Here is a 21,569-nt window from a genome sequence, read left to right as displayed (position 1 = left end):
GGTTATTTGTGGGTTTCAATTACAATGCCCGATGCCCGATGCCCGATGCCCGATGCCCAATAACAAATGACAAATGACAAACAACAAACAACAAACAACAAATAACCAATAACCAATAACCAATAACCAATAACAAACAACAAACAACAAATAACCAATAACAAATAACCAATAACAAATAACAAAGTATGAATTTTATTGAAAGCGTTAAAATGGCGGGTCAAACATTGGTAGCAAACAAAACTCGCAGCAGTTTAACGATGATTGGGATGATTGTCGGAAATGCTTCGGTAATTGCGATGATTGGAATTGGAGAGGGAGCACAAAAATTTGTAGCAGGACAAGTTCAATCCCTGGGTACAAATGTATTGATAGTGAGGCCGGGAGTGCCCAATGCTAGGCGAAGTTCGATCGCCAGCGCGCCTCAAACATTGATAGTAGAGGATGCTAAGGCGATCGCCACTCAAGTCTCGTCGGTGCAAGGTGTTTCAGCAGAACTCAACAGTTCGGAGATTGTTCGCTACAGCAACAAAAATGTTTCGTCTCTAATTTTTGGCACAATTCCAGAATTTCTCACTGTCAGAAATTTTGAAATGGCTAAAGGGCGATTTTTGACGGAACTCGATGTTAAGCAAAACAATCAAGTTGTAGTGTTAGGTTCAGAATTGGCCGAGAAATTGTTTGACAATGCTAACCCCCTCGGCGAACAAGTACGAGTCAAAGATGTCAGCATGAAAGTGATTGGAGTATTGGCATCCAAAGGCACATCTTTTGGTACGAATTATGATAACTCGGCTGTTGTGCCGATCGCCACAATGGCCAACCGCATTGTCGGGCGGAAATCTCCCTACGGTTTAGCTGTCACCTCGCTGTTTATTTCTATTCAAGATGAGTCGAAAATGGACGCGGCTCAATTTCAGGTAGAAAACTTGCTGAGACTGCGGCACAAGATTACCACAGAAGATGACTTTACTGTCAGAAATCAGAAAGATTTAATGGCGACAATGGGTGCGATTTCCGGGGCTCTGACACTGATGCTAACTGCTGTTGCTAGTATTTCTTTGTTAGTAGGCGGAATTGGGATTATGAACATTATGCTAGTATCTGTGAGCGAGCGGACTCAAGAAATCGGGCTGAGAAAGGCGATCGGGGCTTCGCAACAAGATATCCTGTTTCAATTTATCGTCGAAGCTATAATTTTATCCGCTGCCGGAGGGATAGTAGGTACTTGCGTAGGTGTGGGCGGTATTTTGCTTGTAGGTAATTTCACGCCCCTGCAAGCTGGCATTTCACCCGTGGCGATCGCCCTTGCTGTCAGCGTATCCGGCACTGTAGGTCTGTTTTTCGGCGTTGTCCCGGCGCGTCAGGCATCAAAACTCGACCCGATCGCAGCATTGAGAAGTGCTTAAAAAATAATCGCATATATATATTGTGCTTAAGTAAATACCGGATTAATTACGGTTATTTTATACTTTGATTCTCACCATGTAGATAACTTAAAAAAATATTAAAAACGCCAGTAAGATTGTAAATAATTAGAACAAATTAGGTACTTTTGTGTAAGTAGAAAGGCGTAAATATTTGTAGTTGGGATGAGGCAGGAGTCAGGAGACAGAATGCAGGAGGGATGGGGGTTTTAGCCTCATTTATCTTTCTTAACACAGTTGTGTTTTTCCCCACCGACTTACTTACAAAGAATTCCCAAAATTTATAAAAATAAGTTAAACATTAAAGATTTCATAAAGTTGAAGTCAGGGTATTTACGTAGTAAGCGCAAAATATCATAAGATAAATCAGAAGCGAACAGATGCGATCATTTATCTGTACTGTGAGTCTTTGCTATTACTTAACCAACAATATCCCATAAATACCAATGGTTTCTCTTACCGGTACTGCTAAATTCGACTATCTCGAAGGAACTTCAGAACCAGACAGAATTAACGCCTTGGATGGCAACGACATAATTTATGCCAACAGCGGAGACGACTATCTCCAAGGCGATGCAGGCAAAGACAAAATCTGCGGCGATCGAGGCAACGATACGATTTCCGGCGGTGCAGACGATGACATTCTCTGGGGAGGCAAAGGCAGCGACCTAATTTTGGGCGACTCCGGCAACGATATCATTTACGGCGGTGCGGGTAGCGATACAATGACCGGTGGCACAGGCGATGATATATTTGCTATTGCTAAAGGCAGCGGCGGCCCAACGGTAGCAACAGCCGACTACATCACAGACTTCGGCAGTGGCAGCGACAAAATTCGATTGCTAGACGGCCTCACATTTGACGACTTAGACATCAAGCAAGGCACAGACGCTAACAGCAACAGCACGGTAATTCAAGACAAACTCACGGGCGAATATTTAGCAGTATTGCCAGGAGTCAACAGCAGCACGATCGACCGATCCAACTTCACAACTCAATTATCGGGAAACCCCATCCTCGATTGGAACGGAGTCATGCTGAATGCAGTGCGGACAGGCAACAGCCCGCCTCCTTTGGCCTCCCGCAACATGGCAATGGTTCAGGCAGCCGTTTACGACTCTGTTAACTCCATCACCAAAAAATACAGCCCTTACCGGATCAGCATCGATGCACCAGCAGGCACATCACCAGAAGCAGCCACAGCAGCCGCTGCCCTCCGCGTCTTAGTCAGCCTCTACCCAGCCCAAGCAGCCACATTCAACGAAGCATACGCATCGTCTTTAGCCAAAATTCCTGACGGTAAATCTAAAGAAGACGGCATCGCCCTCGGACAACAGGTGGCCGACCAAATTATCACTTTGCGGAGTACAGACGGCACAAAGACAGAAGTGCCGTACACCCCCTCAACCGAGCCCGGTCTCTGGACGCCGACTCCCCCCGCTTTTGCTGTAGGCCTGGCGCCGCAGTGGCCCGGCGTTACTCCCTTTGCTATGACTAGCGGTTCTCAGTTTCGCACAGAGGGCCCCCCCGCCCTTGACAGCGCCAAGTACGCAGAGGAAGTTAACTTCGTCAAAGAAATCGGCAAAAGTGACAGTCTCACGCGCACCCCAGATCAAACTGCGATCGCCAACTTCTGGGCCAACGGTGCAGGTACTTTTACGCCTCCGGGCCACTGGAACCAAATCGCCGAAGATGCAGCCGCCCTGGCGGGTAACTCTCTGGAAGATAACGCCCGGTTGTTCGCCCTGCTAAATTTTGCCCTCGCCGATGCTGCTGTTGTCTCTTGGGATACCAAGTACAAGTACAATTTGTGGCGGCCGGTGACAGCTATCCGCGAAGCTGACAGAGACAACAACCCCAACACGACAGCCGACCCCCTGTGGACTCCGCTGCTGGTAACTCCGCCGTTCCCTGAGTACACGTCGGGCCACAGTACCTTTAGCGGTGCGGCAGAGCCTGTTCTGAATGCTGTATTCGGTTCGGATTACGGCTTTGCGGACAAGGGAGATAAATCTGTCAACAGTTTGCGAACTTTTGAAAACTTTGCCGAAGCTGCTGACGAATCGGGGATGAGCCGCCTTTACGGAGGCATCCATTTCATGAGTGCTAACCTAGATGGTTTGAGTTCTGGTAGAAGTTTGGGGAATTATGTTGTCCAGAATTTCTTAGTTTAGGAAAGAGGCAATTTGAGAGCGGTTTGTAGGGCGGATATCTTGCATGATAGTGAATAAACGGCTTTTTTATGTGGCGGGGCGCATTTACTAGATTATGGGTTTTAGGCAATTATTTTTGGCAAAACCTGCCCGTACCGCAGGCATAAGTTTTTACATTTTTCGTTTCGTTTATTCCAGCAATTCTACAGTGCCGAGATATCCGTCTACCCGCACTTTTTGACCGTCTCGCAGGCGAGTTGTAGCTTCTGCAATATTCATAACTGCGGGAATTTTGTACTCGCGAGCGATGATTGCTCCGTGAGACAATTGGCCACCCACTTCAGATATAATTGCTGTTGCTCCTAACAGCAGGGGTGCCCAACCTGCATCGGTGTAGGGTACGACAACGATCGCACTTTCACCTAAATCTGTGGTGGCGGTGCGGCAAATCTTGATAAAACCTTCGACGCAGCCGATACTTGCGGGGATTCCCTGCATAATGCCAGTTGCGGATGTTGCTGAGTCGATCGACCTTTGCCGAGAATTTGGCAGCAAATTACCGTAGACTACAGCAGGAATCGGGCGATCGCGATCGGCTAACAGGCGATCGCGCCTTTGGCTAATGGTATCCTGAAAACCAACACTCGCGCCACTGCGAATCCACTGCTGAATCTCCCCAAATTCCAGATAAAAAATATCCCCAGCTTCCGCAAATACTTCCATTACCAATCCGCAAGCCTCCATCTCCAAAAAAGTCCAGCGCAAATCAGCCAACAACCGGGCGTAAACTTGGCTAATTTCATTTTTGACTGTAGTTCTTTCCTGACATTTATCCAATCGCCATTTCTGCCAAAAACTCAAACCCAACTTTCGACTTTCATCTAAATTAGTTACAGCAGATTTTTGAGCCATAGTTACGATTAACTTTTGGTAAATTTCCGGTTGTTCGCGCCAAGTAGCAACAGCAATATCCGTCCCCACTTCGCTCAAATATCCGTAAGTATCAAGCCACTCTGCAAATTCTGCTTGCAGCGCCGAACTTTCAGCAAATATCTGCGTTAGTTGTGCCGTTGAAATAGTCTCGTTTGACTGCGAACTCGCAGCTTCCCGCAACTTTTTTGCTAACTGCTGCAAAGCCCGCACCGAAGCAATTTCCGGTGCATTACCATTGTCCAACCATTCATCGGGAACGCGAAAAATTGCCTTGCGAATAGCCAGCCCGATCGGCCCTAATATATTGTAATAAGTAATCGGTTTCAGCCACTCCTGAATTTGCTCTGCTCTCTCTAACAACTCCGACAAATATTGATAATTGGGAATCGGGCATCGGGCATTGGGCATTGGGCATTGGGCATTGTTACTATTGCCAACTGCCAACTGCCAACTGCCAACTGACTTCTCCAGACTTTGCAGCGCGGGGATAAAAATAGAAGTACGATCGCCCTCAAAATCTGCATTTAGCGACCTCTCCCGCTGCACCAAACGCCACAAACCGGGCAAAGAAGGCAAAATCTTCCCCAAAGGCGGTTTACCCATCTTCTGCCCTCTGAGCAAAAATTCCAAACCCTGTTCCGGCAATCCCATCATCCGAAAAATTTCGCCCAACAAAGTCGCATTAAAATAGGCGTGGGAACCAAGCAAAGTTGCTGTTTCATTAAAATTTAGATTAGCAGCGCGATCGCCCAAAACCACCTGAAAAATCTCTCCCCAAACCCCACAAGTCAGCGGCCGATTAATCGACCAAGTTAGCGGGCGAATTGCACCGGGAATCACTTCTGCCGCAATAGTCCGCGTCCAAAACGGCTGCAAATTGGTAATCGGGCGGCTTTGCAAAATCCAAACTTTTTCCCCGTCCCAACTCCACTCAATATCCTGCGGGATGCCGTGAAAAAAAGCTTCGATGGCTTGCGCTTGTTTGACTAATTCTGATACAATAGATTTATCAAGAATTGAACTAAATTCTAGGGCGCTTAAATTTTCTTCTAAAGTTTCAACTTGGCTAAAATCAACTTCCAAATGAACCGGAGTAACTTGCCCGCCGACAACAGATGCAGCACCCGCAGGCAAAGCTTCAATAATGATTTGGCAACCGCCATCTAAAGGATTGCGACTGAACATAACTCCGGCAATTTGGCTTTCAATATAAGGCTGAATCAAGACAGCCATTTGAGTGTCGGGGAGTTGTCGCTGGCGGCGGTAAGCCACAGCTTCGGAAGTCCAATAAGACTGGCGGCAGCAATTAATGCCGTCGAGCAATTCTGCTTCAGTCAAAACAGGGCCGATGGTTTGATATTGTCCGGCGGCGGAACTAAAATCACCATCTTCTCCCGCAGCCGAAGAGCGCACAATTATGCGGTTGGGGATTTTCGCTTTGAGGTTTTGGATGACAAAATTACTGATTGAAGGGCGATCGCACTTCCGATTATTTCCTCGGCCTATTTTCCTATTCTTAACATCCGTTACATCCGCTACAAAATCCGCTGCCGAACTGCCCTCTTCCCTCTTTCTTACATCCGCTACATCCGCTACAAAATCCGCTGCCGAACTGCCTTCTTCCTTCGATGGCAAAATCCAGCCATTAGGAACATTAAAACCAGCGCGTTTTAGCTGAGACAACTTAGCAGCTTTATCGCCGCAGATTGCAGCATCCAGCGAGTCATCTAGAGAAAACAATTGTTCCGATTTAGATAAAGCCATATCATCACCCTGACGGATATTAATCGCCACTAACAACAAAGCTAATCCTGCTGCTGCTAAAAATTCGGGCAAAGATTGCCGCCACACCCAAACCCAGAGAGGAGTGCACAGACAGCCGCAGCGGGAAGCAAAGAGTCTCGCCCGATCGCCCTTCGCCCACCACCGCTGTGCCAAACCCCACACCAGCAGCCCCCAGATACCCGACGAGACAGCCACCGGCGGCGAAAACACCAAAAGACCCCAAACGGCATTAGTGACACCTCCACCTCCGGCGATCGCGTACCTGCCCGCGACTAGAGAAATCAACAGGGCGATCGCAATTTCCGGTGCATCCGGGAAGTAAAATCTGCCCGCCAAAACCGGTAAAATACCCCGGCCAACTTCCGCCAACACCGCAGCAATCCCCGCCAATTTCCCGCCGTGAATGAAAGCAGCCGAAACACCAACATTTCCCGTGCCCAACCGCCTCAAATCACCGCCGCCCACCAGTCGCACCACCCAGCTAGTAAGCGGCAAAGCACCGAGGGCAAAACTGGCAGCTAACAGCAATGCCATTGTCAACAGCGACATAAAATCAGCCCCCAAATTCCCATATCTAAGTATTATGGCTGCAATGCACTCACTTTTTCAGCCTTCAGATATATTGCGCGATCGCCCAAAGCACATAAAATGATAAAGAAGTAAAGTAAATAAGGATTTTAACCTAATGGTAGAAAGCAACCTAATTATTCCCATCTCAGTTCTTGGTGTTGGATTTGTGGCCGCGGTTAGTATCGGCTCCATTGCGTGGTACAACTCCAAGCGTCCCCCCGGCTGGGAATCCAAAGAACGCCCTGATTTTGTTCCGAAAGTTGATAAAGATAATTTAATTGCGGAGGTTTCGGGGACAAAAGATAAGTAAAACAAAGTTTATTCAGACAAGACGTAGCGACAGTTTCATTGCCGATCGATATGTCGCTAAAAACCCGGTTTCTACGAGTTTTGCGTTGACTGACGATAAATCACGCAAGAAACCGGGTTCCTGAAATTGCCAGTTTAAATTTAACTTTTTGGGCGCTACTCAAATCCCACCCACAAAAGTTTAGAAAAATAAGATTGTTACAATTAGATGCGCCGCAGTTGAGAGCCTGGGAATGAGAAAAAATGCTAAAAAAACTCGATCGCCCGCTACAATAAATAAGAGCCGGCACCGCCTTTTGCAATGAATCCAGAATCAACTCTCGCCAGACTACAAGCTACACTTCCCGACGGAAAACTGCCTTCTAGCTACGGGGTTTACTTCAAAAACACCCTAGTAGCCCTGTGTCACGCCCTAGAAGACCACATCTTGCAAACCAGCAGCGGGGACGAACTCGAACTCAAACCCCTAGTTTTGGTGACGTTTCAGCAGGGTAAATGGTATTTACAGGAAGCCGATCGCTACCTGGATATTGCTAACGCCTCTCGGCGCGTTGTCATCGGTGCAGTAGCCGACAGCGGTTTCGCTACACACAAAACCGGGCAATTAGAAAATGTATCTTTAATAAATCTCGATGAAAACGACCCCATCATCGAAGAATGGAATCTGATCATCCTCGCCCCGACATACAAAGCAATGGTGCTTTGCCGCGAACTTTCCAGCGAAGAATATTTGCCAGAGGGCAAGCCAGAAGTTGATACAGAACGAAAGTTCTACGGTTTGTGGTCCTTTGACCAGTCCTTAGTGTCAGCCTCCGCAGAAATTTTTATAGAACAGACACGACATTATAATTCTCCCCTAGCCGACAGTTTGCAGGAAATTTACCGATCGATTCTTGCCACCAAAGGCCCGCCCTTGGCAGATATTAGCGGCGTAGTATCGCGGATCGTCACTTACCTGCAAAGTTCTCAGCAACAAATGGTAGCAATTAACCGCCAAACCCGCGATTTGTGGGAATTGGAAGGTCAAGCTTTGCGCGTCAGCCGCAATTTGAACGCCAACAAACTTCAAGCTTTTCTGCGGATGGCGCAGCGCGTGGACGAACGCGATACTTCAAATCCCACAGCTTCTTTGCAGGTGGCGGCTTTGTCGGAAACTTTGGGTCAACTGCTGGATTTGCCGGCTTTGCAGTTGCGGAGGCTGCGGCTGGCCGGATTGCTGTTTAGAATCGGCTTGGTTTCCGCGCCAAATGAGGTGTTCGATCGCACTCCCGATGCTTTTGACCAATCAACTTTCTCATTTTGGCGCGATCGCAGTTTTATCGGTTCCCAATTGCTGCAAGCCATGCCGGAACTAGCACCTGTAGCAGAAATTGTCAAGCACAAACTCGAATATTGGGACGGCAGCGGCAGGCCAGAGGGTTTGCGAGGCGAAGAGATACCGATTGCTGCGCGGATTTTGGGGTTGGTCGCTTATTTTCAAGAATTGACTCAACCACGGGGCGATCGTCCGGCTTTGAGTTTGGCGGAAGCTTTGGAAGAGTGCCGACAACTGTGCGGCCTTCGCTTCGATCCGGCTTTGGTGGAAACTCTCAGCAACGTCGTCAGGTTAGCCGAAATGGGTTTGATGCAGTTGCCGAATCGCCCCAGCCAACTGCCGAATGTCTGGTTGGAAGATTTGGGCGATCGAACCACCGCAGCCGCTCCGGTGTTATAAAATGATGGCGGGAATTAGTTTTTAGTTAGTAGTTATTGGTTATTTGTTATTGGTTATTGGTTATTGGTTATTTGTTATTGGTTATTTGTTATTTGTTATTGGTAACAACAGACAACTGCCAACTGCCAACTGCCAACTGACAACTGCCAACTGCCAACTGACAACTGCCAACTGCCAACTGCCAACTGACAACTGACAACTGACCAAAAACTAATGACTAACGACCTCGAAGCTATACGCAAAGGCAAAGTTTATATGTTGGCCGGCAGAGATTTAGCCGGCACAGACTTAGGAGGGGCCGCTCTCGCTGGTGCCGACTTGTCTCAAGCCAACTTAGCAGGAGCTAATCTCGCCGGCGCTAACTTGCAGCGGGCCGTATTGCGAGCAAACCTCCGCGGCGCTGACTTGAGTGGCGCAGATTTGCGGGGCGCAGATTTTCGGAATGCCGATTTGCGCGGAGCTTCCTTTGCTAATGCTTTAGTGCGCGAGGCAAGTTTTGGGGGTGCTTTTTTGACAGGCGCTGCGATCGGCAATTTGGATTTGAGCGGTGTCGATTTGCGTGGTGCCGATTTGCGCGGCGCAGCTTTGGTTCGGGCAATTTTGCAATCTGCCGATTTGAGCCATGCTAATTTGTCCGGTGCTGATTTGTCCGGCGCTGATTTGGAAGAAGCCATCTTGAATGGAGCCGTACTCCGCGGGGCTAACCTGACGGGGGCTAATTTGCTCTGTGCTGCGATCGAACAAACCATATGGGATGGAGCTTTGCTCGATCGCGCCTGTCTCCAAGGCACCCCGCTGAGTCCTTAAATTTCAAATATATTCCTTTCTAGGCAGATCAAAAACAAGATCAACTTATAAAGTGAATAAGCACAAGCTATTTTAACATTTCTTAATGGGAGGTTATAATAGCGACATTAGATCAGCAAACGCATAAATGGTAGCAGCTTTGTTTAGCGGTACATCCTTTCAAGGTCAAAGTGGCGATCGCCTTGTCAGCAAAGTAGCAGGAGCTGCGATCGCGGCCTTATTCAAAAGTTCGGAAAAGGCCGAAGCCAACATCCGAGTCGAACCAGTAGCCAAACTATTGCAGGGAAGCATCGATGGTTTCGACTTCATTGGCAAAGGTATGTTGATGTACAACGGCCTTCGCATAGAAGTGATGGAACTCTACCTGCAAGCACTCTCCATTGATTTTGGGGCGATTTTTGCAGGAAGCGTGAAATTGCGGCAGCCTACCCAGGCAAATATGCGAATAGTCTTAAGTCGATCGGATTTAACCACCTCATTCAACACACCTTTTGTAGTTGAAAAACTCCAGAAGCTGAAATATCAAGAGCAATCTCTGCACTTTCAAAACACAGAAGTCAGCTTCGGAACAGACAAATCAATTAGGCTGCAGTCCGAAATTGCGATCGGCAATTCCAGCGAACCAGTCAACATAGATATTACAGCTCAATTGCAAGTAGAAGACCGACGCAAAATCCAATTTGTCAGCGTTACATACGGAGGCGACCAGCAAGCAGTAGACTTGGGTCAAGCTATAATTGCCCACGTAAATAACTTGCTAGATTTAGACAAATTTGCCTTAGAAGGCACTCAATTACGAGTAGACCGCTGCCGAGTTCAAAACGACGAGCTAGTTTTTTACGGTTGGGCTGGCATCGAACAGTTCCCCAAAGGCAAGCGTTAAACCTCAGCCTCCTGATGCGGGCCGACAAATCAGATTTGTTGGAATAATTTTATAGCTTAACAAAACAACCCGCCGCGGCGGGTTTTGCTATTTTAGCCACAGTTTTTCAAGCTGTGGCGGTGCTAGCGTAAAGTCACTCTACATTTCGGCATATTTCCCGAACCCATCTGTCGCGCATCTAAATTGCCAGCTACTCGATATTTAAACTCTCGTGACAATTTATAGCGCGATCGAGCTTAAAATTAAATACAAAATAGCTTATTCCCTAGGATTTTATATCTCACCTCAAAATCAGCACTTAGATCGAGGCGATCGCACAAATTGCCTTGGTAAATTTATAACAAGACTTGCGCGCAGGACAAGAGAAACCCCGTTTCTTGAGAGATACTCTGCAACCTCTAACGTATCCTAAAAACCCAGTTCATCAGCATAAGCCCAATAGAAAATAAATAACCCCAAAAGAGGAAAAATGCTCGGATTTTATTTATTTTGTATCTACATCGTAGTCTTGTCCGTGCTTGCTGCGCCCAACTCCCGCAGACCCGAAAAATGGTGGGTAGAAATCGTCACAGATTTGCCTCGCTGTACCTATTATTTTGGCCCCTTCGACACCGACCAAGAAGCCTCCAGTCATACTCCGGGCTATCTCGAAGATTTGGAAAGCGAAGGAGCCAAAAGAGTAAGCATCCGCATCAAACGGTGTCAGCCTTCGGCTCTCACCATTTACGAAGATGAATTTTCAGAGAGTATCGCACCTTAAAACTTTTGAAAGTTGAGTTAACTGAAACCTCAACAATAATATAAACATTATCTTCTCCTAGTCCGCTGGGAGTAGAATTTGTACGTGTTGCAACGACTTACATCGCCGAAACCTCAAACTATTCTCCACCAAAATGCAGATATTAACCAGCATTTACCCTCAACAATTACCAGAGCTAAATCAGCATATAGGACGATCCGATCAATCTATTTTTCCTGGTAGCTTAAGAACATTACAAACTACTTAACTTCAGGGATAGCTACTATGTTCGGACTTTATCTATTAGGTATGTACGTTGCTGCTTTCTGGATACTAACTCAACCGATGGGTGCTAGAAGTCGCCAGTGGTGGGTGGAAGTTGACACAGATTTGCCCAAGCGCACCTATTATTTTGGCCCCTACGAAAGCAAAGATGAAGCTTCTCATAACACCAACGGCTACATCAAAGATTTGGAGAAAAAAGGAGCTAAAAACATTAGCATTAAAATCCAAGAAGGTAGCCAACCCAGTCAGCTAACAGCTAGCGATGAGTCTTGAGAAAGTGGAACGATCGAGTATGAATAGATCGAGCTTGCATCCAATGCACAACGGGTTCACCAATATCGATAACTTCAGATCCACGATATTTGCAAACCCCCCTCAACCCCACAGATGACTCGCTTTCCTTCTTGGCGTTGTCTGGTACGCGCAATGCAGGTTGTTTCAAAGTAGCGCTTGGCTTAAATTGCTTCGGGGATTAAAAGTGCGATTGGCCTGGATTTTTTCATAGCATTCGCGCTCTAGGGCGCTGAGTTCCTTGGGCGGAACGATCGCAATTTTGACCAACAAATCAGTGCGTTCATCCTTCTTCGGTTTCGGCCATCCTTTACCTCGCAACCGCAAAGACTGGCCAGAACGCATCCCGGCTGGAAATTTTACCACTATCGTACCTTCAGGCGCAGGCACTTCAATCGAAGCTCCCAACACCGCTTCATCGGGAGTTATCGGCACTTCGCAAATTAAATTCTCTCCCTCAAACTGGAAAAAAGCGTGAGGCAAAACTTCTAATTTGAGGTACAAATCTCCCTGCTGCTTCGTGTACGGGTCAACTTGACCTTTGCCTTTCACCCTAATTTTGCTGCCGGTTTTCACACCCGCAGGAATCGAAACTTCGCCCGTGGCGACTCGCTTAGAAGTGCCGCGAAACGCTTCCCCCAAAGTTAGGGAAATCGTCACCTCGGTATCGAGAGAGCTTCCTGCGCTGCGGTTTTCGTACCCCGCGAAATCTTCAAATCCCCCAAAACCGCCCGGCCCGCCGGTGCCGCCGCGGTAGGTGCTGTAATTCCACTGACCGTTGCGACCAGCACCAGCACTGCCACCAGCCGCGCGGCCGAGCAAGGCATTGATAAATTCGTCAAAACTGCCGTACTGGCTGAAGTCAACGCCGCCAAAGTCTACATTTGTACTGTTTCCGCCGGGCCATCCGCCGCCAGTTGTAGCCGCTTGTTTCCAGTATTGACCGTATTGGTCGTATTTTTTGCGTTTTTCTGGGTCTGAGAGCACTTCGTAAGCTTCGTTTACTTCTTTAAAACGAGCTTCGGCTTCTTTGTTTCCGGGGTTCATGTCCGGGTGATATTTTCGCGCTAGTTTGCGAAAAGTTTTTTTCATTTCGTCTGAAGTGGCGGTTTTGTTGAGTCCCAAAATAGCGTAATAGTCTTTAAAATCTGTTGCAGCCATTAAGCAATCCTCTCTTTATTAGTTGTTAGTTGTTAGTTGTTAGAAAAAATAAATCCCTAATTAGCAAGATGGCAAGTTAGTTTGATGCTTAGGGTAAAAACTGCCTGCTGCATCTGATTTAAATTATAGGTTATCAAAGGTTGGGACTCGATCGAGTTCGGTTGTTGCTTACGGGACATCGCAATTTCCGCACCTGGCTGCTATTTAAGGTTTTTAGCCGTTGTGCGCCTCCCTTGATTTTGGTGTAGCCCGCGCGCCCGATAGTCCCGCCGCCCTTGATGCGAGCCTGGGATAGCTGCTGCTGGCTAGTTGGTGCGAGTTCTGTATGAGGGTAGATTGGCGCGGGCGATCGCTCTTTTTGCTGTTTTTTGCGGTGCAGGGTGCGATCGCACTTTTGTTTCTCTAGCTTTTCAAGCAATCCCAATCCTAATAGGTTCCGATCGGGAAGTTTCGGAGAATTTGCAGCGTAAATTGTGAGTGTACTTTACCCTAAAGCGCGCCCAAATTCAACAACCTTGCGAGACATTTTTCCCTAACCGTACCGATGCTATACTATAGCAGTTTGAGCGAAATATGAAGTATTGAGCGATCGAGTCCTCAATCCCCCCATAAAAAATCCCTCAATCCCTCAATCGCTTCATCTAAAATCCATAGATTCCCCAATCCCCCAATCCCTCAATCCCCAATTCCTCAATCTAAAATCTAAAACTTGTGCTAAGCGAAGCCGAAGTATCTAAAATCTAAAATCCCTCAATTCCTCAATTCCCCAATCGAAAATCGACAATCACAAACTATTCCATCTAAAATCTAAAACTTGTACGCTCGCGTAGCCGAAGGGAGCCGAAGTATCTAAAAGCGACTAACTTATCACCTTTTTGAGAAACGCTATATCTTATTTTGACACTTTCTTCATTGACTTAAATCACAAAAATATAAGATAATCTTTTCCTCATTTGTTAACTAGAGTACACACTTTCAAAAAAATTAAGATAGGATAGTATATATCAATAAGCTTTTGACGCTACTAGGGTATTGACATGATGAATTATTTGCTAAGTTGGCCTTGTGGCTGCTGCGACGACTGGAAAGATCGTTCGGAGATTTGTGTGTTGCTCAGAAACGGGCAGCGCGTTTGTCAGTCGTGCTACGATCGCAAATATAAGAATCAGAAGCCATCCGCCAGACGCAGGCGATCGAACATATCAGTCTCACAACGCCCTGTATAACAGTTCGAGTTCTCATAGGCAATATCGATCCCTCAATCTCTTAATCCCTCCATCCCAATCTAAAATCGACTGATTTTTCACTCTTTTGAGAAAGGCTGTAACAGAGACAGTACCATATTAAAACCCGGTGCTTTAAATCAAGCCAAGTATTGCGACCACCTGGTATCAGCAGTTGCAATTAATAATGAACTAAAAAAAAAAATCCCTTGAGTCATCAGTTATCAGTTATCAGTCATCGGTCATTGGTAATCGGTCACTAATTTAGTTATTTATCATCAGTCACCTGACTTTCAGGTGGCTGATTTTAAATCAAAAAATTGAGCGCTGACCACTAATGACTAATGACTAATAACTAAATGATAGTTCCATCAGGAATCGTGGCGTTTTTCAGGACTACGACAATGCCGCTGCGGATGTAAAAACCTTGGTTTTCGCGGTTGGATTCTTCCACTCGGTCTTTATTAATTATTTGAACGTTGCGGCCGATGCGGGTATTTTTATCCACAATCGCGCGGCGAATTGTAGTATCCGCACCGATACCGAGGGCGACACCGCCATTGTCTAAACTCGAATGCCGTTCGGCGTCGGGTTCGTAGAAGTCAGCACCCATAACCAGGGTATCTTGAATCGTACATCCAGCTTCAATGCGCGATCGAACTCCCAGCACAGAATGATCGATCCGGCAACTTTTGAGAATGCAGCCTTCAGCAATAATCGATTCAGTGATGTGAGTATCTAAAAGCTTAGTCGGCGGCAAGAAACGCGGGCGAGTGTAAATCGGCGCATTTTCATCGTAGAAACTGAAAGGAGGCTTAGGCTGTTTAGTAAGAGCCAAGTTAGCATCATAAAAAGCCTCAATCGTTCCGATATCTTCCCAGTAATCGTCAAACAAATAAGCTTGAACGTTATGGTTTTTTGAAGAATTCGGAATAATTTCTTTGCCAAAATCAGTTTGGTTTGGAGATTCTTTCAGAAGTTTAATCAAAACTTCTTTTTTAAACAGATAAATCCCCATCGAAGCAATGTAAGGACTTTCCTGAGCCTGCTGCGCTGTCAGTCCCAGTTTAGTAGTATCCACCTGCATTTGTTTGAGCGCATCGCCTTTTGGCTTTTCGCTGAAAGAAACAACGCGGCCGCTTCCGTCGATTTTCATCAAACCAAAATCCGACGCCCGCTTCTCGTCCATCGGCAAAACCGAGAGGGTGATATCGGCCTTGGTTTCGCGGTGTCTCTCCACAAACTTCTGGTAGTCCATGCGGTAGAGGTGGTCGCCTGAGAGAATCAAGAATTCGTCAACGTCCCACTGTTCTAGTAGCGAGAGATATTGGCGAACTGCGTCTGCTGTCCCTTGGAACCAGTTGGCATTTTCCTGGGTTTGCTGGGCGGCGAGCACCTCGACAAATCCCTCGCTGAAGCCAGAAAACTGGTAGGTACGAGAGATGTGGCGGTTGAGGGATGCCGAATTGAATTGGGTGAGAACGTAGATTTTGAGTATTTCGGAATTGATGCAATTGCTGACAGGAATATCGATGAGGCGATATTTGCCGGCCAGGGGAACTGCGGGTTTGGCTCGCAGTTTTGTTAGGGGGTAAAGGCGGGTGCCGACACCGCCACCGAGGATGATGGCTAAGACTTTTTTCAAGGAACTTTCTCCCTAGGGTCGATTAACTCTCCAAGTTCAGTGTCTAATGGTGAGGGCTTCTTGACAAGGGGGGGGAGCAAGGAAGTTTTGAGTTTTGAGTTCAGTCACTGGTGGTGAAACAGGGATTTTTAATCAAAATACTTTGTTCCTACGCTCGATAAGACAGTCTAGGACGCAGGCTAGGCAAAAATACCAGGTTTATCGATCGAGCATCTCTCGGATTAGCAACTATTTTCCAAGAAACCGATTTTTTTACGTAGGTTCTATAGGAGTGAAAAAAACGAGGTTTATGAGAGTTGGAGTGCCTGCGGGACTATAGTTGTAGCCTTTTTCAAAAAGGTGAGAAGTTGAGATTTTAGATACTTCGACTCCCTTCGGCTACGCTGGCTCACAAGTCGCGAGCGTACAAGTTTTAGATTGGGGGATTGAGAGATTGAGGGCTTGAGGGATCGATACCTCATCTGTTGCTCGAATTGCTATATGAGTGTTGAGTTGTGAGTTAAAATACTCATCCATCAATCATGGATATTTAAAAAAATTTTGAGGTTTGAGTTAAAATACCCATCGATAAATAAGGGAAGTTTAACGACAGAATAAGGTTCGGGGTTTTGGCTGTTAATTACAATTTTTCTGTTGTTAATTCTGGCTTTGTGGCAATTTATCCATCCAGGATCGATCGCCCTTTGGTATGGTTCCAGCCTTTGACTGATGACGTTGCACCCACAGCCAGCGACACACCACTGATGACTGATGACCAATGACACACCTGAGTCGGGACGATCGATATCTGAGATAAAATCAGTGAGAAATCTCCGATGGACGGCAAATTTGTGTGATATTTTACGATCGGTCGATCGACAAAACTCGATCGAGTGTATATTCTCTACCAAAAGCTAGATTCCCTAGAAACCTCTGCTACTGTAGCCTAAGCCATAGCAAGCTAGGAAAATTGTATGCAAATTCAAACCCCCGACTGGGTTAAACACGCCGTATTCTACCAAATATTCCCCGATCGCTTTGCCAAAAGCAAACAACCCCGCAAGCGCCTCCTGCAAAACTTCATGTGGGAAGAATGGCACAAAATCCCTACCCTCCAAAGCTACAAAGGAGGCGACTTGTGGGGCGTTATGGAACAGCTAGATTACTTGCAAGATTTAGGCATTAATGCCATTTACTTTACCCCCATTTTTCAGTCGGCCAGTAACCACCGCTACCACACCCACGACTACTACCAAGTAGATCCGATGTTGGGCGGCAATCCAGCGTTTAAAGAACTTCTAGACGCAGCCCACGATCGCAATATCAAAATTGTCCTAGACGGCGTATTCAACCACGCCAGCCGCGGCTTTTTCTTCTTCCATGACATCCTGGAAAATGGCCCCCATTCTCCTTGGCTAGATTGGTTTCAAGTTGAAGGCTGGCCGCTATCCCCCTACGACGGCAATTTCCCAGCTAATTATCTCGGTTGGGACGGCAATCGAGCGCTGCCCGTGTTCAATCACGACAATCCTGAAGTGCGAGAGTATATTATGGAAGTCGCCGAATATTGGATTAAATTCGGCATTGACGGCTGGCGGCTGGACGTTCCTTTTGAAATTAAAACAGAAGGATTTTGGCAGGAATTTCGAGACAGAGTGAAAGCTGTTAATCCAGAAGCTTACATTGTCGGCGAAGTCTGGGAAGATGCGAGAGAATGGCTCGATGGCAGTCAATTTGACGGCGTGATGAATTATCTGTTTGCGGCACCGACTATTGCTTTTGCTGCGGGCGATCGGGTAGATATGAACCAATTAGAAGGTCGTTCTTATTACCCCTATCCGGCGCTGTTTGCCAAGCAGTACGGCGAGAAGATTCAGAAAGTTTTGGAATTATATCCGTGGGAAATACAGCTAACTCAACTAAATTTGTTAGCCAGTCACGATACTGCGAGGTTGCTGTCAATTGCTGGAGACGATCGCTCTAGTGTCGAAATTGCGACTTTGCTGCTGTTAACTTATGCCGGAGCTCCCAGCATTTATTACGGTGATGAAGTTGGTTTACCGGGCGCTCTAGATCCAGATTCTCGCCGCAGTTTTCCCTTAAAAGATCACTGGGAACTAGATGTTTTAGATTACCACAAACAGTTGATAGCTTTGCGCCACAAATACGCCGCCCTCCGCACAGGGACTTACAAAATCCTGTTTGCTGAAGGCACGGTCTACGTCTTTGCGCGAATTTTGGAGGATGAAGAAATAATTGTGGCGGTGAATGTGGCAACTCAAGAGGTAAAGGTAAATTTTGAGACTCCCAGTTTGAAATTTCCTCACGATAAATTGCTGTTTGGCAAGGGTGAGTTTGTTTGGGAAGGTGAGGGAGAAACTAGGAAGTTAGTGTTGAATCTGCCCGCGCGATCGGGTTTAATTATCGGTACTGCTAATTAGTCCTTTAGACCTTTGAAACCAAAGCAACTGGATTTTTGACCTAATCTGTGAGTGAAAACTAAATATTGAAGTCGAAAACTCGATTTCTGAACTGATGATATTGTTGGGCGAAGTGAAATGTAGGATTCGTGCTTCCTGACATATTGCACAACCAGCAAAAACCGGGAATATAGCAATCCTAAATGATTGTCTGTAGGGACACGGCATTGCCATCTCCCGGACACGGCACTGCCGTGTCCCTACAGATGGATTTTGGGGAAATCACATTTATGTTCGCCGCACGTGATAATGATTTAGGATTGCTATAGGATTAAAAATCTAGGATAAAAACTTATATTTTTGGTTTTATTTCCGGTTTTTATCAGCTTAGAGAAAATAGTGCAATATCTCAGTTTCTCTCAACCCAAGCTACACAAACTGCCTCTTATTGATGCTGCCACCACAAAGATAGGCATCAATGCACTACACTAGGTTGGTAAAAAATATTTATTGTTTCTCAGGATATGTAATGCAGCGCCTAAAGATATTAGCGCAGTTCTCTCGGTTGAGCCGCTGGTTTGCTCAAAATTTGGGGGTGAGCAACCTTCGCAAAGAACAAGTCTACTTGGACATTGCTCAATCCGTAACGCTGACCGATGCGAGCTATTGGATTCAAGTTTTATTTTCTGCTGGGATAGCTACCCTGGGATTGGTGTTGAATAGTCCGGCCGTAATCATTGGCGCGATGCTGATTTCACCTTTAATGGGGAGTATTTTGGCAAACGGGCTGGCTTTAGCTGCTGGGGATGCGATTTTGGCGCTGCGGGCCCTCGTTAATTTAATTTTGAGCTGCACGCTGGCTATTTCCTTTGCGGTGGTGTTGGTATTGATTTTGCCGTTTAAGGAAATGACCAGCGAAATTCTGGCCAGAACTCAGCCAAATTTGCTGGATTTAGTGATTGCGCTGTTTTCTGGAGCTGTGGGGGCGGTGGCTATTTGCAAGGAGGCTAAGGGGGTTGTTACCTCTATTCCGGGGGTTTCTATCGCGGTGGCGTTGATGCCGCCGCTGTGTGTGGTGGGTTACGGGATTGGGATGGCGGTGAGTCTGAGTCCCGGAAGCGGTTTGGCGGTGGCGCGGGGGGGAGGGCTGCTGTTTTTTACCAACTTAGTCGCTATTACGTTTATGGCGATGCTGGTGTTTTTGGTTCTGCATATTGATAGTTTTCCCGTGCGCGAGCGAGTGCGTTTGTGGCGGGAAAGCAATGGAGAAAGTATTTGGATGCAGTCTTTGGTCGAGCGAATTCCGGCGTCGGAACGATTGAAGCGCATCGGTAGTTTGCCAAGTCGCCTGCTGCTGATTTTGATGACTATTTTATTGACTTCGATTCCTCTGTATCAATCTTACAATCAACTTAGTGACGAAATCTCTCGCAAGCAGCAAGAAAATGAACTGCGTAATAACGCTACAGAAATCTGGCAAAAAAACTTTGGTAACTTTCCTGATGGTAAGGTGCGATCGTACATCAGTCAACTTTCATTTCGAGAACAAAAGCGTAAATTAGTTGCTCAACTTCAGGTAGTTACTAGCAAGGTTTACACGGAAGCGGAACGAGAGCAATACAAGCAATTGCTGTCAGCGAAACTCGGGAGGCCGTTGGAGTCAATTGCTCTGAATTTGATTCAAATTCCCATAGCTTCTAACGAGCTGTTACCAACAAAGGTTTCAGAAACAATCAAGCCGGAGCCTCCTCCGACGGTTGCGGAATTGCAATCGAGTTTTTTGACGGCTGTGGAGTCTGCCCTCGACTCCCTGATTTTGCCCCTACCGGCTCAATTGATGAGTTATCAGGCGATTACTAGCCCGCTGACGCCGTTAAGGATTCAGATTGCTTACTTTAGTCCGCGGGATCTCGATCCCGACGGACAAGCGCTGCTGGTGGAGGATATCCGCAGTCAATTAAATTACCCTACAGCGCAGGTCAATTTCAATCGGATTGCGCCGGTTGCTGGAACGGTTACTTTTGCGTTAAATCAAGCTCAAATTGCGGCAAATCAAGTTCAATTGCTCGATCGACTGGGTAAGACTGTGCAGCAAAATCCTACATTGCAGATTGAAATAAGATCTAGTCAAGCGCCATCTGAAGTTGGATCGCCCGCCCAAAAGCGATCGCAAGCAATCCGCAATTACCTACAAACAAAATGGCAACTTGGGCCCGATCGCTATATTACTAAAACTGCAACTGCAACTCAACCAATTGTCCAGTTAAAAACAGTTCTCAAAAAACCGCCCCAAAATTCCTCACCTTCTGTTCAGCAGGATGCAGTTGAAGGAGGAGTGACACGCTGACTGTTTTTAACACCAGTGTCGAAAAGACGGAATGTGATTTCCCCAAAACCCATCTGTAGGGACACGGCACTGCCGTGTCCCTACAGAAAATCATTTAGGATTGCTATATGCAATCCGATAATTACAAATAGGAAATTTTTAAAATGATAGAAAGTATACAAGAAGTGGCGATTGAAGACAATCTGAAGCAATTTTTACTGGTGCTTTCAGTTTCTTTGAGTGTGGCAACTCTGCCACAAATTGTTAGTTGGTTGCGCCGAATTCCCTATACGCTGCTGCTAGTAATTGTAGGAGCAGGACTGGCTTTAATAGATGTGCGGTTGGTGAATCTTTCGCCTGAATTGATTCTGTTGATTTTTCTGCCGCCGCTGCTGTTTGAAGCTGCTTGGAATTTGAAGTGGTCGAGTTTAAAACAGAATTTAATTCCTATTTGTCTTTATGCTGTTTTCGGTGTGCTGATTTCCATTGCGGGTGTGGCAATTGGTTTGAATCAATTTGCCGGTCTTTCTTTGGGAACTGCGCTGATGATTGGGGCTACCCTTTCAGCTACCGATCCGGTTTCGGTGACGGCTTTGTTTCGGGAGTTGGGGGTTGAGAAGCGTCTGAGCACCTTGGTGGAAGGCGAAAGTTTGTTTAATGACGGAATGGCGGTTGTGGCGTTTGGATTTCTGGCTGCTTTTGCTCAGGGAACTGCTAATTTATCGCCGGGGCCGATTTTGCTGGAGTTGATAACGGTGGTGGGGATTGGGCTGGGGGTTGGCGGGTTAATCGGGTTTGCGATTTCTTATCTGACGCAGCGGTTCGATTTACCTCTGGTGGAGCAGTCTCTGACGTTGGTTTCGGCCTACGGTACTTATTTGATTGCGGAGGATTTGGGGGGGTCGGGGGTGATTGGGGT

At 46.6% G+C, this 21,569-nt stretch carries 17 protein-coding genes; 13 read left to right on the top strand and 4 right to left on the bottom strand.

Features of this window, described 5'->3' with window-relative positions; translation table 11 throughout:
• Positions 1-188 precede the first annotated feature (188 nt).
• A complete protein-coding gene (locus IQ263_RS23155) occupies positions 189-1,409 on the top strand; it encodes an ABC transporter permease (RefSeq protein ID WP_194070495.1) in 1,221 nt (406 codons plus the stop codon).
• 464 nt (positions 1,410-1,873) lie between these two features.
• The gene (locus IQ263_RS23150; protein WP_194070494.1) at positions 1,874-3,601 is read left to right on the top strand and encodes a phosphatase PAP2 family protein; all 1,728 of its coding nucleotides are present in this window, start codon (positions 1,874-1,876) and stop codon (positions 3,599-3,601) included.
• Between the two features lie 168 nt (positions 3,602-3,769).
• Here the strand turns inward: IQ263_RS23150 and IQ263_RS23145 are convergent, their stop codons facing one another.
• Positions 3,770-6,847: a glycerol-3-phosphate acyltransferase gene (locus IQ263_RS23145; protein ID WP_194070493.1), complete on the bottom strand. Its 3,078-nt coding sequence runs from the start codon at positions 6,845-6,847 to the stop codon at positions 3,770-3,772.
• Positions 6,848-6,983: 136 nt separating this feature from the next.
• Between IQ263_RS23145 and psb35 the strand changes: the two genes are divergently transcribed.
• From psb35 to IQ263_RS23115, 6 genes are all read left to right on the top strand, one after another.
• Positions 6,984-7,178, top strand: coding sequence for a photosystem II assembly protein Psb35 (gene psb35, locus IQ263_RS23140; RefSeq protein WP_194070492.1), 195 nt, complete (start codon positions 6,984-6,986; stop codon positions 7,176-7,178).
• A gap of 300 nt (positions 7,179-7,478) precedes the next feature.
• Complete coding sequence (locus IQ263_RS23135; RefSeq protein ID WP_194070491.1) at positions 7,479-8,891, top strand: HD domain-containing phosphohydrolase; 1,413 nt, start codon at positions 7,479-7,481, stop codon at positions 8,889-8,891.
• Between the two features lie 213 nt (positions 8,892-9,104).
• A complete protein-coding gene (locus IQ263_RS23130; protein ID WP_194070490.1) occupies positions 9,105-9,698 on the top strand; it encodes a pentapeptide repeat-containing protein in 594 nt (197 codons plus the stop codon).
• Positions 9,699-9,825: 127 nt separating this feature from the next.
• Positions 9,826-10,581, top strand: a complete 756-nt coding sequence (locus IQ263_RS23125) for an LmeA family phospholipid-binding protein (protein WP_194070489.1) — start codon at positions 9,826-9,828, stop codon at positions 10,579-10,581.
• Between the two features lie 469 nt (positions 10,582-11,050).
• A complete protein-coding gene (locus IQ263_RS23120) occupies positions 11,051-11,341 on the top strand; it encodes a DUF1816 domain-containing protein (protein ID WP_194070488.1) in 291 nt (96 codons plus the stop codon).
• Between the two features lie 264 nt (positions 11,342-11,605).
• Positions 11,606-11,878: a DUF1816 domain-containing protein gene (locus IQ263_RS23115; RefSeq protein ID WP_194070487.1), complete on the top strand. Its 273-nt coding sequence runs from the start codon at positions 11,606-11,608 to the stop codon at positions 11,876-11,878.
• Positions 11,879-12,043: 165 nt separating this feature from the next.
• On the opposite strand, the gene IQ263_RS23110 is transcribed toward IQ263_RS23115, so the two are convergent.
• The 3 genes from IQ263_RS23110 to IQ263_RS23100 all read right to left on the bottom strand — a co-directional run bounded on the left by IQ263_RS23110 (position 12,044) and on the right by IQ263_RS23100 (position 15,925).
• The gene (locus IQ263_RS23110) at positions 12,044-13,057 is read right to left on the bottom strand and encodes a DnaJ C-terminal domain-containing protein (protein ID WP_194070486.1); all 1,014 of its coding nucleotides are present in this window, start codon (positions 13,055-13,057) and stop codon (positions 12,044-12,046) included.
• A 133-nt stretch (positions 13,058-13,190) separates the two neighbouring features.
• Complete coding sequence (locus IQ263_RS23105; protein ID WP_194070485.1) at positions 13,191-13,475, bottom strand: hypothetical protein; 285 nt, start codon at positions 13,473-13,475, stop codon at positions 13,191-13,193.
• Positions 13,476-14,635: 1,160 nt separating this feature from the next.
• Positions 14,636-15,925 carry a glucose-1-phosphate adenylyltransferase gene (locus IQ263_RS23100; protein WP_194070484.1) on the bottom strand — a complete coding sequence of 430 codons (1,290 nt, stop codon included), beginning with the start codon at positions 15,923-15,925 and terminating at the stop codon, positions 14,636-14,638.
• Positions 15,926-16,533: 608 nt separating this feature from the next.
• On the opposite strand from IQ263_RS23100, the gene IQ263_RS23095 reads away from it, so the two are divergent.
• The 5 genes from IQ263_RS23095 to IQ263_RS23080 form a co-directional block, all read left to right on the top strand.
• On the top strand, positions 16,534-16,686 hold the full coding sequence (locus IQ263_RS23095; protein ID WP_194070483.1) for a hypothetical protein: 153 nt from the start codon (positions 16,534-16,536) through the stop codon (positions 16,684-16,686).
• 192 nt (positions 16,687-16,878) lie between these two features.
• Complete coding sequence (locus IQ263_RS23090; protein WP_194070482.1) at positions 16,879-18,345, top strand: glycoside hydrolase family 13 protein; 1,467 nt, start codon at positions 16,879-16,881, stop codon at positions 18,343-18,345.
• A 182-nt stretch (positions 18,346-18,527) separates the two neighbouring features.
• Positions 18,528-18,653: a hypothetical protein gene (locus IQ263_RS29500; protein WP_255515779.1), complete on the top strand. Its 126-nt coding sequence runs from the start codon at positions 18,528-18,530 to the stop codon at positions 18,651-18,653.
• Between the two features lie 200 nt (positions 18,654-18,853).
• Positions 18,854-20,671, top strand: coding sequence for a DUF389 domain-containing protein (locus IQ263_RS23085; protein ID WP_194070481.1), 1,818 nt, complete (start codon positions 18,854-18,856; stop codon positions 20,669-20,671).
• Positions 20,672-20,814: 143 nt separating this feature from the next.
• Positions 20,815-21,569 (top strand): cation:proton antiporter domain-containing protein (locus tag IQ263_RS23080; protein ID WP_194070480.1); only part of this gene is annotated, 755 nt, incomplete at its 3' end.

It is taken from the genome of Tychonema sp. LEGE 06208, from assembly GCF_015207505.1.
In the GTDB taxonomy this organism is placed as follows: Bacteria; Cyanobacteriota; Cyanobacteriia; order Cyanobacteriales; family Microcoleaceae; genus Microcoleus.
Note: the sequence above shows the minus strand (reverse complement) of the source record. Positions and strands in the feature narration are given on the sequence as shown.

Excerpts from the sequence above, each read along its gene's own strand:
- IQ263_RS23150 (WP_194070494.1), top strand. The coding sequence starts at position 1,874 with ATGGTTTCTCTTACCGGTACTGCTAAATTCGACTATCTCGAAGGAACT.
- IQ263_RS23155 (WP_194070495.1), top strand. The coding sequence starts at position 189 with ATGAATTTTATTGAAAGCGTTAAAATGGCGGGTCAAACATTGGTAGCA.
- IQ263_RS23110 (WP_194070486.1), bottom strand. The coding sequence starts at position 13,057 with ATGGCTGCAACAGATTTTAAAGACTATTACGCTATTTTGGGACTCAAC.
- IQ263_RS23130 (WP_194070490.1), top strand. The coding sequence starts at position 9,105 with ATGACTAACGACCTCGAAGCTATACGCAAAGGCAAAGTTTATATGTTG.
- IQ263_RS23145 (WP_194070493.1), bottom strand. The coding sequence starts at position 6,847 with ATGTCGCTGTTGACAATGGCATTGCTGTTAGCTGCCAGTTTTGCCCTC.
- IQ263_RS23120 (WP_194070488.1), top strand. The coding sequence starts at position 11,051 with ATGCTCGGATTTTATTTATTTTGTATCTACATCGTAGTCTTGTCCGTG.
- IQ263_RS29500 (WP_255515779.1), top strand. The coding sequence starts at position 18,528 with ATGATTGTCTGTAGGGACACGGCATTGCCATCTCCCGGACACGGCACT.
- IQ263_RS23090 (WP_194070482.1), top strand. The coding sequence starts at position 16,879 with ATGCAAATTCAAACCCCCGACTGGGTTAAACACGCCGTATTCTACCAA.
- psb35 (WP_194070492.1), top strand. The coding sequence starts at position 6,984 with ATGGTAGAAAGCAACCTAATTATTCCCATCTCAGTTCTTGGTGTTGGA.
- IQ263_RS23135 (WP_194070491.1), top strand. The coding sequence starts at position 7,479 with ATGAATCCAGAATCAACTCTCGCCAGACTACAAGCTACACTTCCCGAC.
- IQ263_RS23115 (WP_194070487.1), top strand. The coding sequence starts at position 11,606 with ATGTTCGGACTTTATCTATTAGGTATGTACGTTGCTGCTTTCTGGATA.
- IQ263_RS23125 (WP_194070489.1), top strand. The coding sequence starts at position 9,826 with ATGGTAGCAGCTTTGTTTAGCGGTACATCCTTTCAAGGTCAAAGTGGC.
- IQ263_RS23085 (WP_194070481.1), top strand. The coding sequence starts at position 18,854 with ATGCAGCGCCTAAAGATATTAGCGCAGTTCTCTCGGTTGAGCCGCTGG.